12 protein-coding genes and 1 pseudogene are annotated in these 12,417 nt (G+C 74.0%); 6 read left to right on the top strand and 7 right to left on the bottom strand.

Features of this window, described 5'->3' with window-relative positions; translation table 11 throughout:
• Positions 1–53 precede the first annotated feature (53 nt).
• From PZC42_RS02065 to PZC42_RS02050, 4 genes are read left to right on the top strand one after another with little or no spacing between them, the layout of a single operon-like run.
• Positions 54–1,790 (top strand): carbon starvation CstA family protein, encoded by a 1,737-nt coding sequence (locus PZC42_RS02065; protein ID WP_277207885.1) that lies wholly within the window; start codon positions 54–56, stop codon positions 1,788–1,790.
• Positions 1,790–2,056 carry a cory-CC-star protein gene (locus tag PZC42_RS02060; RefSeq protein ID WP_277207883.1) on the top strand — a complete coding sequence of 89 codons (267 nt, stop codon included), beginning with the start codon at positions 1,790–1,792 and terminating at the stop codon, positions 2,054–2,056. The genes PZC42_RS02065 and PZC42_RS02060 overlap by 1 nt, the downstream gene beginning before the upstream one ends.
• Complete coding sequence (locus PZC42_RS02055) at positions 2,047–3,012, top strand: ArsA family ATPase (RefSeq protein ID WP_277207881.1); 966 nt, start codon at positions 2,047–2,049, stop codon at positions 3,010–3,012. The genes PZC42_RS02060 and PZC42_RS02055 overlap by 10 nt, the downstream gene beginning before the upstream one ends.
• Before the next feature lie 37 nt (positions 3,013–3,049).
• The gene (locus PZC42_RS02050) at positions 3,050–4,372 is read left to right on the top strand and encodes a M18 family aminopeptidase (RefSeq protein ID WP_277207879.1); all 1,323 of its coding nucleotides are present in this window, start codon (positions 3,050–3,052) and stop codon (positions 4,370–4,372) included.
• Between the two features lie 17 nt (positions 4,373–4,389).
• Here PZC42_RS02050 and PZC42_RS02045 read toward each other — a convergent pair whose 3' ends face one another.
• Both PZC42_RS02045 and PZC42_RS02040 read right to left on the bottom strand, forming a co-directional pair.
• On the bottom strand, positions 4,390–5,205 hold the full coding sequence (locus PZC42_RS02045) for a transglycosylase family protein (protein ID WP_277207877.1): 816 nt from the start codon (positions 5,203–5,205) through the stop codon (positions 4,390–4,392).
• A 267-nt stretch (positions 5,206–5,472) separates the two neighbouring features.
• Entirely contained in the window at positions 5,473–6,303 is an 831-nt protein-coding gene (locus PZC42_RS02040; RefSeq protein WP_277207875.1) for an LPXTG cell wall anchor domain-containing protein, read from the bottom strand.
• A 217-nt stretch (positions 6,304–6,520) separates the two neighbouring features.
• Between PZC42_RS02040 and PZC42_RS02035 the strand changes: the two genes are divergently transcribed.
• Both PZC42_RS02035 and PZC42_RS02030 read left to right on the top strand, forming a co-directional pair.
• Positions 6,521–9,130 carry a DEAD/DEAH box helicase gene (locus PZC42_RS02035; RefSeq protein WP_277207873.1) on the top strand — a complete coding sequence of 870 codons (2,610 nt, stop codon included), beginning with the start codon at positions 6,521–6,523 and terminating at the stop codon, positions 9,128–9,130.
• A gap of 16 nt (positions 9,131–9,146) precedes the next feature.
• Positions 9,147–10,013: an HpcH/HpaI aldolase/citrate lyase family protein gene (locus PZC42_RS02030; RefSeq protein WP_438802887.1), complete on the top strand. Its 867-nt coding sequence runs from the start codon at positions 9,147–9,149 to the stop codon at positions 10,011–10,013.
• An 18-nt stretch (positions 10,014–10,031) separates the two neighbouring features.
• Here the strand turns inward: PZC42_RS02030 and PZC42_RS02025 are convergent.
• The 5 genes and pseudogenes from PZC42_RS02025 to PZC42_RS02005 form a co-directional block, all read right to left on the bottom strand.
• A pseudogene (locus tag PZC42_RS02025) lies at positions 10,032–10,382 on the bottom strand (Rv3654c family TadE-like protein); the annotation flags it as partial.
• Entirely contained in the window at positions 10,379–10,696 is a 318-nt protein-coding gene (locus tag PZC42_RS02020) for a TadE family type IV pilus minor pilin (protein ID WP_277207870.1), read from the bottom strand. The gene PZC42_RS02020 and the pseudogene PZC42_RS02025, both read right to left, overlap by 4 nt.
• Before the next feature lie 29 nt (positions 10,697–10,725).
• Positions 10,726–10,962 carry a DUF4244 domain-containing protein gene (locus tag PZC42_RS02015; RefSeq protein ID WP_277207867.1) on the bottom strand — a complete coding sequence of 79 codons (237 nt, stop codon included), beginning with the start codon at positions 10,960–10,962 and terminating at the stop codon, positions 10,726–10,728.
• A gap of 93 nt (positions 10,963–11,055) precedes the next feature.
• Positions 11,056–11,727 carry a type II secretion system F family protein gene (locus tag PZC42_RS02010; RefSeq protein ID WP_277207866.1) on the bottom strand — a complete coding sequence of 224 codons (672 nt, stop codon included), beginning with the start codon at positions 11,725–11,727 and terminating at the stop codon, positions 11,056–11,058.
• Complete coding sequence (locus PZC42_RS02005) at positions 11,724–12,416, bottom strand: hypothetical protein (protein ID WP_277207863.1); 693 nt, start codon at positions 12,414–12,416, stop codon at positions 11,724–11,726. The genes PZC42_RS02010 and PZC42_RS02005 overlap by 4 nt, the downstream gene beginning before the upstream one ends.
• Position 12,417 lies beyond the last annotated feature (1 nt).

The following is a 12,417-nucleotide window of genomic DNA, read 5'->3' as shown; positions in this document are numbered from 1 at the left end:
GCGGCCGTAGACTCCCCGGCACAAGGTCAACGACGACTGGAACGGAGCACATCGTGAACTCCTTGGTGCTGATGGTGGTGGGCCTCGCCATGGTCCTCGCCGGGTACTTCCTCTACTCGAAGTTCCTGGCCAGCCGGATCTACCGGCTCGACGAGAGCTTCCGGACGCCGTCCCACGCGATGCGCGACGGCGTCGACTACGTGCCGACCAACAAGTTCGTGCTCTGGGGCCACCATTTCACCTCCGTGGCGGGTGCCGCGCCGATCGTCGGACCCGCCATCGCCGTCGTCTGGGGCTGGCTGCCGGCGTTCCTGTGGGTGACGATCGGCACGGTCTTCTTCGCCGGGATGCACGACATGGGCGCCCTGTGGGCGTCGGTGCGCAACCGGGGCCGGTCGATGGGGATGCTCTCGGGGCGGTACATCGGCGCGCGCGGCCGGGCACTGTTCCTCGTGGTGATCTTCCTGCTGCTGCTCATGGTGATCGCCGCGTTCGCCGTGGTCATCAAGAACCTGCTCATCGCGACCCCGTCCGCGGTCATCCCGGTGTGGGGTGCGATCGCCGTGGCGCTGATCATCGGCCAGATGATCTACCGCTGGAAGATCAACCTGCTGGTCACCACGGTCATCGGCGTCGTCGCCCTCTACTCGCTCATCCTCGTCGGCGACCGGTTCCCGATCGTCCTGCCCGACCAGATCCTGGGCATGTCGCCGGCGACGTTCTGGATCGTGACCCTGTTCGTCTACGCCGGCATCGCCTCCCTGCTGCCCGTGTGGGTCCTGCTGCAGCCGCGTGACTACATCAACGGCGTCCAGCTCTTCATCGGGCTGGGCATCCTCTACGGCGCGGTGCTGTTCTCGAGCCCGACGATCGTCGCCCCCGCGTTCAACGAGAACGTCCCGGCGGACACGCCGAGCCTGGTCCCGCTGCTCTTCGTGACCATCGCCTGCGGCGCGATCTCGGGCTTCCACGGCATGGTCTCGTCCGGCACGTCCTCCAAGCAGCTCGACAAGGAGACCGACGGCCGGTTCGTCGGCTACTTCGGCGCGGTGGGCGAGGGCATGCTGGCGCTCGGCGCGATCATCGCCACGACGGCGGGCTTCCGGACCCTGGCGGACTGGGAGACGGTCTACGCTTCGTTCGCCGTCAACGGCGTCGGTGCGTTCGTCGACGGCGGTGCCGCGATCGTCAACGCGGGCCTCGGCATCCCCGCGTCGCTGTCGGCGACCATCCTGGCGACGATGGCCGTGCTGTTCGCCGCGACCACGATGGACACCGGCGTGCGCCTGCAACGGTTCGTCGTCCAGGAGGCCGGCGAGCTGGCGGGCATCCGGGTCAACAAGGCCGTCGGCACGCTCGTCGTGCTCGTGGTCGCGATGGCGCTCGTCTTCAGCTCGGGCGGTGACGGCGACGGCGGCCTGCTCATCTGGCCGCTCTTCGGCACGACGAACCAGCTGCTGGCGTCGCTCACGCTCGCCGTCGTGGCCGTCATCCTGCTGCGCAAGAAGCGCAACCCCGTGCCGGTCCTCATCCCGCTGGTCTTCGTCCTGGCGATGTCGATCTATGCGCTCGTGGTGCAGCTCGGCACGTTCTGGGCCGACCAGAACTGGCTGCTGCTGGTGCTCGACGTCATCATCCTCATCGCTTCCCTCTGGGTGGCCGTCGAGGCCACCACCGCGATGAACGCCGCGCGCAAGGGCACGTTCGACCCGGAGACCGACGAGCCGGTACCCAGCGGCTCCGTCGGCGCCGGGACGGGCGGCACGGCAGGTCCCGCGCGGGACGCCTGATGGGCGGCACCCTGAGCGCCCTGACCTCCCTGTCCGCCGGGCTGCGCGAGTTCTACGAGGCGCCCTACCGGCGCACGATGGCTCGCGCCCGGCGCGACGAGGACGACCTGTTCACGCTGGTCGTGCTCGCCGAGGCGCTCGGGGTGCCCAACCCCGCGTCCTACTACACCGTCGAGATGCTCCCGCTCGTGGCCGACCGTGTGCACGAGTGGCACACCCGGCTCGGCCTGGACCGCTCGCCCCTGGAGCACGTGTCGTGCTGCTAGACCTCGCTGCCGGTCGGCGGGTCGTCTTCCTGGGCGGCAAGGGCGGCGTGGGCAAGACCTCGATCGCCTCCGCGGTGGCGCTCGCCCAGGCCCGGACAGGCCGGCGGGTGCTGGTCGTGTCCACCGATCCCGCCCACAACCTCGGCCACCTGTGGGGACGCACGGTGGGGGACGACGTCGTGCGTCTCGCGGACACCCCGGGTGGAGGTCACCTCGACGGGGTCGAGGTGGACCCGGAGCGGACGACGGCGGCACACCTGTCCGCGGTGCGCGCCACCCTGCGCCGGCTCATGCCGGAGCATCTCGGTGGCGAGGTCGACCGGCACCTCGACCTGGCCCGCGACGCCCCCGGCATGCACGAGGCGGCGATCCTGGAGCGGGTCGCCGACCTGGTCGAGACCGGCACCGCCGACTACGACCTGGTCGTCCTCGACACGGCGCCTTCCGGGCACACCGCCCGGCTGCTCTCCCTGCCGGAGACCATGGGCGCCTGGACCGACGGGCTGCTGCGCCGCCGCGACCGGTCCGACCGGCTGGGCGCCGCCGCCCAGATGCTCGGTGGGCGCGGCGAGACCACCGCCCGGCGCGACGCCGAGATCCGCTCCGTGCTGACGCGCCGCCGAGAGCGCTTCGCGCGGCTGCGTGAGGTCCTCACCGACCACGAGACCTGCACGTTCGTCATCGTGCTCGCCGCCGAGCGGCTGCCCGTGCTCGAGACGGTCGAGCTGGCCGGCACGCTCACCGGGCTCGGCGTCGACGTGGGCGGGCTGGTCGTCAACAAGCGGTCTCCCACCGACGCCGGGGACCTCCTGGCCGCCCGGCACGCGGCGGAGGCCGAGCACCTCGATACCCTGCGCGCCGGGCTCGGGCATCTTCCTCTCGACGAGGTGCCCCTGCTCGCCGGCGAGCCCGTCGGGCCGGACGCCCTGACAGCGCTCGCCACCCATCTCGGGTGAGCGGCCACACCGGCAGCACGCGTGACAGGATGCGGGCATGGCTCCCGCAGTCCCCCACGCCGCCCGGACGCACACCGAGGACCTCGGCTCCTTCGTCACCGCAGCGCCGTCGTCGTACCACGCCGTGGCCGAGCTGGCCCGCCGCGCCGAGGGCGCCGGCTTCGTCCGCCTGATCGAGACCGACGCCTGGGAGGTCGTGCCGGGCGGACGCTACGTCGTCGTGCGGGACGGATCGGCCACCGCCTTCGTGGTGCCGCCGTCGGCCGGGACCACCACGCCCTTCACCGTGCTCGGCACCCACACCGACTCCCCCGGCTTCAAGCTCAAGCCGAGACCCACCACCGGACGTGACGGCTGGGTGCAGGCCGGTGTCGAGGTGTACGGCGGCCCGCTGCTCAACTCGTGGCTCGACCGGGAGCTGGAGCTCGCCGGACGCGTCGTGACCCGCGACGGGACCGAGCGCCTGGTGCGCACCGGGCCGTTCGCCCGGATCCCGCAGCTCGCGATCCACCTCGACCGCCAGGTCAACGACGGCCTCACGCTCGACAAGCAGCGTCACACCCAGCCCGTCATCGGCCTCGGTGACGTCTCCGAGGCGGACGTCCTGGCCGAGCTCGCGGCGCGCGCCGAGTCAGGTGTGCCCGGCAGCCGGGGCAGCGGCCCGCTGGACCCGGCGGACATCGTCGGGTACGACGTCGTGGTCGCCGACACGCAGGCACCGCGGGCGTTCGGCGCGCGCGAGGACCTGTGGGCGTCGGGCCGTCTGGACAACCTGCTCTCCACCCACGCCGCCCTCACCGCCCTGCTGGACGCCGAGGTGGACGCCCTGACGGGGATCGCCGTGGTGGCGGCCTTCGACCACGAGGAGATCGGCTCGGAGTCGCGCTCGGGCGCCGCCGGACCGTTCCTCGAGGACGTGCTGGGCCGCGTCTCGCGCGCGCTCGGGGCGGGCGACGAGGACCGCCGTCGGGCCCTGGCCGCGTCGGTGTGCGTCTCCTCCGACGTGGGCCACGCCGTGCACCCCAACTACCCGGAGCGGCACGACCCCGCCAACCTCCCGCGGGCCGGCGGCGGCCCGATCCTCAAGATCAACGCCAACCAGCGCTACAGCACCGACGCCCCGGGGGCCGCACTCTGGCACGCGGCCTGCGAGGCCGCCGGGGTGCCCACCCAGGAGTTCGTCTCCAACAACGCCATCCCGTGCGGGTCCACGATCGGGCCGATCACGGCGACCCGCCTGGGGATCCGGGTCGTGGACGTCGGCGTGCCCATCTTGTCGATGCACTCCGCCCGCGAGCTGACCGCCGTCGTCGACCCCTGGTACCTGACCCGCGCAATGGGCGCGGTCCTCGTCGGGTGACGCTGCGCTGAACCTGGTCAGCGCAGCCCGAGCTTGCGGGTGCAGTGCGGCCACTGGCCCCACCCGGCGCGTGCCTGGAGGATCTGTGCGCGCTTGGTCTGCTCCTTGGCGCTGTGGCGGTGCGGCAGGCCGGACCCACCGACGGACCGCCACGTGCTGGCCCTGAACTGGTACATGCCGTAGTAGCCGTTGCCCGTGGAGATGCCGGGGCGGCCACCGGACTCGCACTGCGCGAGCTGGCCCCACACGTCCCGCGTACGGAGCTTGTTGGCGGACACCCAGCCCGTCTTGCCGCTTGGCAGCCGGACCTTGACGCGGTTGACGTCACGGCCCGTGGTCCGGGCGAGCTTGGTGACCTTCGTGCCCAGCGCCGCGCGCGCCACGGTGCGGGACGCCCCACGGACCTGCCGGGTCACCGGGACGCGCTGCGCCGTGAACCGCTTGCCGCCGACCTTCCTCAGCGGGGTGGCGGTCACCGCACGCTTGCCGACCCAGCCGACCTTGCCGCTCGGCAGCCGGACCTTCAGCAGCCTGGTACGGCGCTCGAGGACCGTCAGCCGGGTGCCAGCGCCAGGCCGGGCGACGGTCCTGCTCGACCGGTCGCGCTTCACCGTGACCTTGGGCCGGTCGGCCTTGACCCAGCGGACCGTGCTGCGCGGTGCGGCCTCGACGGGACCGACGGCAGTGCTCGGCGCAGTGCTCATGGTGGCGCTCGCCGCGGGGGCGGCCGACACGTCCGTGGCGCTCGCCGGTGCGCCGGCGAGCGGCGCGAGGGTGACCGCGGTCGTCGCCGCGAGGGCAGCAGCGAGCCGCCGGGTTCTGGTGGTGGGCATGACAACCAGGGAACGATGATCACGAACAGATAACAGCCCCGGGCGCTTTTCTTCACAGGACTCTCATCAGGCGGCTCCATCCTCTTCATCAAAGAACGGGCCAACCTTTCGGACCTCTCCGAAGCGTCATTCCTGCTTTGTCATGCCATATCAGACCATATGCCCAGCGTGCTTCTCGAGGGACACGAAGAGCCCCCGAGCTCGATGCTCGAGGGCTCTTCCGCAGCGGCCGTCAGGCCGCCGCCCGCTCAGGCCGTGCGATCGACGTCAGGAGGCCCGACGGCGGCGCACCAGCAGGGCGCCCGTGCCGGCGAGCACGAGGGCGCCGGCCGCGGCGAGCGCACCGGCGACGGTCGCGCCCGTCCGGGGAAGCTCGGCAGCGGACTGTGCACGGACCGCCTCGACCGACTCCTCACCCGCAGCATCGACGGGCTCCTCGACGTCCGGCGTCACCGCCACCCACTGCGGACGGCCGACCGTCGAGTCGTCGGTGTCCCCCGTTTCGGTGGGCGTCTCGGAGGTCGTGGTGTTCTCGTTCTCGTCCTCTTCCGCCTCCTCGGGGTCGGTCGGGGGCGTCGACTCGGTCGGCGTCGCGGGTCCGGTCGGCTCCTCCGTGGGCTCGGCCGGGTTCTCCGTGGGCTCGTCCGTCGGCGTGGGCTCCGTGGGCTCGGACCCTGCGGGCTCGCAGCCGTGGCCCACAGGATCGGGCTTCCCCTTGCCTTCGCCGAAGTGCTCGTTGTAACCGTTGACCTGGACCCATGTAACACACAACGCTTGCGCGTCGAAGCCCAACGCGCTCCACGGGATGAAGCTGGAGTAGATGTACTTGCCCTTGGGGTTCTCGGGATCGAACGGACGATTGGACCACTCGACGTTGTCCGCGTCGCCGTACTTGGCCTCCAGGTGCAGGTTCGCCGCCCCGAGGTTGCCCTCGACGTTGATGTGGTCGTCTGGCTGGAACGTCACACCCTTGGGGAGGGCAATGCCCTCCGCCGTCACCGTGTAGGGCGTGGGGGCGTCCGAGCCGCCGGCCCACGCCAGCGAGGCCGGGGCGATCACGAGAGCGGCGGCGAGTGCGGCCGTCGAGAGCTTGCGCATGGTGGTCCTTCTTCTGTCGAGTGACTGCCCGGCCCGCGCCCGGCATGCTGATGAGAGCGTTTCCATCAGCGTGCTAGTTCGGGCAAGGGCGACAACATGTGACAGATCGCCTTTGCCGGGCTGATGGGGTTCGCCAATACCCTAGCGGTTACGCGCTGCGAGCTGCACCTATCTGTGATAGGCGCATCGGGTGAAATCCTGGTGCGAGACTGTCGGCGTGGCACCCCACCCCCCGTCCGCCGACCACCCGCTCCTCGACGTGCTCACGGCCCGGGGCGCTCGCGCCGACCGGCTCCGGCACGTCCGCACCTTCCCGGCCCGTGCCGCCGTGCACGCCGACTGGCCGTCCTGGGCCGACCCCCGGCTCGTGGCGGGCTACCGGGCACTCGGGGTCGAGCGCCCGTGGACGCACCAGGTGACCACCGCCGACGCCGCCTGGCGGGGCGAGCACGTCGCGCTGGCGAGCTCGACCGGGTCCGGCAAGTCGCTGGCCTTCTGGCTGCCCGCCCTCACCGCGGTCCGCGCGGACCGCACGGCAGCACAGGACGCGCAGGGCCGGATCGAGTCCACCGTGCGTCGCGGCACCGTCCTGTACCTGTCGCCCACCAAGGCCCTGGCCGCCGACCAGCTCACCGCGCTGGACCGGCTGCTGGACGCCGCGGGCACCCGCGACGTCCGGGCCACCACGTGCGACGGGGACACACCGACCGACGAGCGCCGGTGGGTGCAGGACCACGCCGACGTCGTGCTCACCAACCCCGACTTCCTGCACTTCGCCCTGCTCCCCGGCCACCGCCGCTGGTCCCGGCTGCTGCGCGGGCTGCGCTACGTCGTCGTCGACGAGGGCCACGCCTACCGCGGCGTCTTCGGCGCCCATGTCGCGCTGGTGCTGCGACGCCTCACCCGCCTCGCGGAGCACTACGGGGCCACGGCACCGACGTTCGTCGTGGCGAGCGCGACGACGGCCGAACCCGCCGTGAGCGTCGCCCGCCTCCTCGGCACGGGGCGCGACGACGTCACCGAGGTCACGACGGACGGTTCGCCCGCCGGACGCCGCACCATCGCGCTGTGGCAACCGCCCGAGGTCACCGGCCCTGCCTTCGAACGGTCCGCCGGCCGGGCGACGGGCGGCGACCGGGCTGACGATCCCTGGCTGCTCCCCGACCCCCTCGACCCCGTGGCGAACGAGTCCGACGCCGTCCTGACCACCGAGGGGGCGGCCGAGCACCCGCGCCGGTCCGCGACCGCCGAGGTGGCCGACCTGCTCGCCGACCTCGCCGCCCATGGTGCCCGCACGCTCGCCTTCACCCGATCCCGACGTGGGGCGGAGTCCGTCGCCCAGCAGGTCCGTGACCACCTGCGACCGATCTCGACGGAGCTGGCCGGCCGGGTCGCGGCGTACCGCGGTGGCTACCTCCCCGAGGAGCGACGAGAGCTTGAGCAGGCGATCCGTACCGGTGAGCTGCTCGGTCTCGCCACGACCAACGCGCTCGAGCTCGGGGTCGACATATCCGGCCTCGACGCGGTGCTGATGGCCGGCTGGCCCGGCACCCGCATGTCGCTGTGGCAGCAGGCCGGGCGTGCCGGGCGCGCGGGGGCGGACGGGCTGGTGGCGTTCGTCGCCCGCGAGGACCCGCTGGACACCTATCTCGTCACCCATCCCGAGGCGGTGTTCGACGCGCCGCTCGAGGCGACGGTGTTCGATCCCGGCAACCCCTACGTGCTCGCCCCACAGCTGTGCGCCGCCGCCCAGGAGGTCTCGCTGCGCGCCGAGGACCTCGCGCGCTTCGGCGAGCCCGACCGCGTCCGCGCCGTGCTCGACGTGCTCGTCGCCCGGGGGCTGCTCCGGCGCCGACCCTCCGGCTGGTACTGGACGCACGCACAGCCCGCGGCCGGCATGGCGGACCTGCGGGGCTCCGGCGGCCGCCCCGTCCGGGTCGTCGAGGGGGCCACCGGCCGCCTGCTGGGGACGGTCGACGCCGCGTCCGCGGACGGCCAGGTGCACGACGGCGCGGTGTACGTCCACCAGGGTGTCACCTACGTGGTCGACCACCTGGACCTGACCGACCACGTCGCGCTGGTGGTCCGGCGGGACGTGGACCACGCGACCTGGTCGCGCGACGTCATGGAGATCTCCCTGGAGGAGCCCGGCGACCCGGACCACCCCGCCCCGGAGGGCTCCCGACCTGCTCAGCGTCGTGAGTGGGGCCCGGTCACCTGGGGCCTCGGACCGGTGGAGGTGACGAGCCAGGTCGTGAGCTTCCAGCGCCGACGTGTCCCGGACATGCAGGTCCTCGACACCGAGGCCCTCGACCTGCCGTCCCGGACGCTCGGCACCGTCGCCGTGTGGTGGTCGGTACCGGACCACGTGCTGCGCGCCGCCGGCGTCGACGCAGACGCGACACCGGGCGCCCTGCACGCGGCCGAGCACGCCGCCATCGGGCTGCTGCCGCTGCTCGCCACGTGCGACCGCTGGGACCTGGGCGGCGTCTCGACGGCCCAGCACCCCGACACCGGTGAGGCGACGGTCTTCGTCTACGACGCCTACCCCGGCGGTGCGGGGTTCGCCGAGCGAGGCTACGAGCTCGGCGAACGATGGCTGCGAGCCACCCGGGACGCCGTCGCGGCGTGCCCGTGCGCCACGGGTTGCCCGTCGTGCGTCCAGTCCCCCAAGTGCGGCAACGACAACTCCCCGCTGGACAAGGCGGCGGCCGTGCGGGTCCTCGAAGCCCTGCTCCGGCACGCGCCGGACGCCGAGTCGTCGGATTCCTCCCTCTCAGCGGCGCCGTCGTTGTCGGAGACCTCGACCTCGGTGGCGGAGGCGTAGCCCCTACGATCGATGCGTGACCACCGACGACCTGACCGCACTCCGCCGCACCCGCGAGTCGCGACGCGTTGACCCCGCCCACTCCCGTTCCTGGCTCCTGCTGAACGCGTTGCGCCGGGACGACTTCGACGCCGCACAGCTCTGCCGGGCGGACCAGCTCGTGCTCGACTGCGAGGACGCCGTCGACGAGTCCCGCAAGGACGAGGCGCGTCGCGGCGTCCTGGACTGGTTCTCCACCGGCGGGCGCGCCTGGGTGCGCATCAACGAGCGCGGCTCGGACGCCTGGGCGGACGACGTCCGAGCGTTCCGTGACGCCGAGGGGCTGTGCGGCGTGATGCTCGCCAAGACCGAGAGCCCCGACCAGGTGGTCGACACCGTGCAACGGCTCGGCGGCCACCTGCCCGTCGTGCCGCTGGTCGAGTCGGCGCTGGGGATCGAGGACGCGGTGAGCATCGCCCGCGCGCCCGGCACGTTCCGCCTCGCGTTCGGCTCGGGCGACTACCGGCGTGACACCGGGGCCGCCAACGAGCCCTTGGCGATGGCCTACCCCCGCTCGCGCCTCGTCACCGCGAGCCGTATCGGAGGCCTGCCCGGTCCCGTCGACGGCCCGACGGTGGGTTCCAGCCACCCGCTGCTGCGCGAGCAGTCCGGCGACGCCGTCGCGATGGGCATGACCGGCCGGCTCTGCCTCGACCTCGAGCAGCCCGCGGTGGTCAACGAGGTCCTGTCCCCCGCGCCCGCCGACGTCGCCTGGGCTCTCGACTTCCTGGCGGAGTTCGAGGCGTCGGGCTCGGTCATCCGCGACGGGTCCGACAAGCCGCGGCTCGCCCGTGCCCGCCTCATCACCGAGCGCGCCGAGCTGTTCGGCATCGACCCGAGCTGACGGTCGGGGCCCGGCCCGCGCGCTCGCCTCGGCGTCCCCGAGACCGCTCCACGACGCCGGTCCGACCGCCGGCCTCGCGGCGGTGACGGAGACGACTCCGCTGCCGTGGACCTCGCAGGCCACCAGCCGGGCGTCGTTGCGCTCGACGGCCTGCCCCGCCGTCGAGCACGGGTCGTGGCCCCAGCGCAGCGCCGTCGCACCCGCGAGCGCCCCCAGGTCCGCGGCCGCCCGGGCGACCGACCGGGCCTGCTGGGCTGCGCCGAGCGCCGCGAGCGCGGTGCAGAGCAGGACGACGACGGCCGCGAGCCCGAGGACAAGCACGGTGCCCGCACCGCGCTCGGGCTCCGGCTCCGGCTCCCGGACCGTCATGGTTCGACCCATGCCACGGCCTCACCGGTGGCTCGGAGCGGGCCGCGGGAGAACCAGCCGCCCACCACCGGTCGGGTGACGACCACCCGTACCCACTCGCCGTCGCGCGTCACGGTGACACCGGCGTCGGGACCGGCGACCTGCGCGACGGCGGCGTGCACGGCGGACGGCTCCGCGCTCACGGCGACCTGTCGGGCGCCTGCCCGGGCCGCGTCCGCCGCACGCATCTGCGCGGTGGACGCGGCCGCGAGCGTGAGCACCGCGACCAGGAGCAGGACGACCACGGGCATGCCGACGGCGAGCTCAGCCGTCACGGACCCACGTTCCGCCCGGTCGCGGGCGCTCACACCGAGAGCGCCGAGCCGATGATCGACTCGAGCATCCCGCGGACGGTGTCGCTCTGGAGCACCAGGATGAGCAGTCCGGCGAACCCGACGGCGGCGATCGTGGCGATCGCGTACTCGGCGGTCGCCAGCCCGGCCTCGGGGTCGCGTACCCCGGTCCGCTCCGCCTCAGGGGACGGGGCGGCGCTGGGCGGCTCGGGCGTCGGGCTCGCGAGGTCCTGGTCGGTGACGGTCATGTGTTCTCCTCTCTCGGCCGGGCCCACGCCCGGTCCATGGCACACCGGCCGGTCGGCCGGGTGGTTCGCCCGGCACGAGGCCGGGCGGCACGCTCAGCCGGACATCAGGTCCAGGCCGAGCGCGAGCAGCACGGGCACGAGCCCGACGAGCACGAAGGCCGGCAGGTAGCAGAGGCCGAGCGGCAGCACGAGCCGGACGGCCAGGCGCGCGGCGGCGGTCCGGGCGGTGGCCTGGCGGTCGTGCCGGTGCTCCGTCGCCGCGGCACGCAGCGCCTCGCCGGGCGCCGCGCCGTCGACCCAGGCCCCGCGCAGCGAGCGCCGCAGCACGTCGAGCCGCGGTGGGCACCGCCGCTGCCCGACCGGCTCGCCCGGCCGGCCGGGATCGCGGGGCCGTCCGGGCTCGCTGCCGGCGGCGGTCCATGCCGTCTCCCAGTCGGCCCCGAGCCGCAGCGCCGCGGCGGTCCGGCCGAGGGCGCGGCCGTCCGGCCCGCCGACGGCGGCACCCACCGCCTCCAGCGCCCGCGGCACGCCGGCCCCGGACCGGACGGCCGCGGCGACGAGCTCGAGCAGACACGGCACGTCGAGCCGTTCCGGCGAGGCTGTCCCCCGGGTCCACCCGGCGGCACCACCTTCCGGCGTGGCGTCGTCACGCGCCGACGCGAGCCCGGACATCCGCCGGTGCGCAGTGCGGTCCGCCCCTCGCCAGGGCGACAGGCCGGCGAGGGCCAGCAGCGCGACCACCCCGGCCACCACGGCGGGGCTCACGGCTCGTCCCCTGCCGCCCTGGCGGCGGCGACCAGCCGCCGGGTCCACGCCCTGCCGGCGAGGAGCGCCAGCACACCGAGCAGCACAGCGGCGGTGCCGACACCGCCGTCGGTGGCGGTCGCGAGCGGTTCCGCACCGAGGGCGGACCCGAGCAGGACGCCGAGCGCGGGCAACCACAGCAGGACGCGAGCGGTGGCCTGCGGGCCGGCGAGCGACGCCTCGCGCTCGGCATGCGCCTCGGCCTGCGCGACGAGGGCGGCGCCCACCGCCTCCAGCACCCCGCCGAGCGGTGCCCCGACCTCGCGGGCGAGCCGGGCCGCGGCGACGACGGCGCCGGCCGGCCGCGCGCCGCCCACGGCACGTGCCAGGGCGTCCCGGTCAGGGATGCCCTCGGCATCCACGGGCACCTCGAGCGCCCGGGACCACGCCGCGGCGGGCGACGCGCCCGAGCGCAGCAGCGCCCCGACCTGCGCCACGGCGACCCGTACCCGGTCGGGCTCGCGGGCCGGTCGGCCGGAGAACCGACGCCACCACGCGCTGCCCCGGTCCGCACGAGCACCGCGCGCGGCGAGCGCCGTGGCCCGGCGACCGCCGGGTACCACGACGCACCACACCGCACAGGCCACGCACAGCCCGACCGCCCACGGGATCATCGGCATCGCGACCACCGCCCGGGGGCGGCCAGGCACC

Origin of the sequence: Isoptericola croceus (assembly GCF_029382255.1) — a bacterium.
GTDB lineage: Bacteria > Actinomycetota > Actinomycetes > Actinomycetales > Cellulomonadaceae > Isoptericola > Isoptericola croceus.
The sequence above is the reverse complement of the archived record's forward strand: the minus strand, read 5'-3'. Positions and strand labels throughout refer to the sequence as shown.

Excerpts from the sequence above, each read along its gene's own strand:
- PZC42_RS02045 (WP_277207877.1), bottom strand. The coding sequence starts at position 5,205 with ATGCCCACCACCAGAACCCGGCGGCTCGCTGCTGCCCTCGCGGCGACG.
- PZC42_RS02060 (WP_277207883.1), top strand. The coding sequence starts at position 1,790 with ATGGGCGGCACCCTGAGCGCCCTGACCTCCCTGTCCGCCGGGCTGCGC.
- PZC42_RS02040 (WP_277207875.1), bottom strand. The coding sequence starts at position 6,303 with ATGCGCAAGCTCTCGACGGCCGCACTCGCCGCCGCTCTCGTGATCGCC.
- PZC42_RS02050 (WP_277207879.1), top strand. The coding sequence starts at position 3,050 with ATGGCTCCCGCAGTCCCCCACGCCGCCCGGACGCACACCGAGGACCTC.
- PZC42_RS02015 (WP_277207867.1), bottom strand. The coding sequence starts at position 10,962 with ATGACCGTCACCGACCAGGACCTCGCGAGCCCGACGCCCGAGCCGCCC.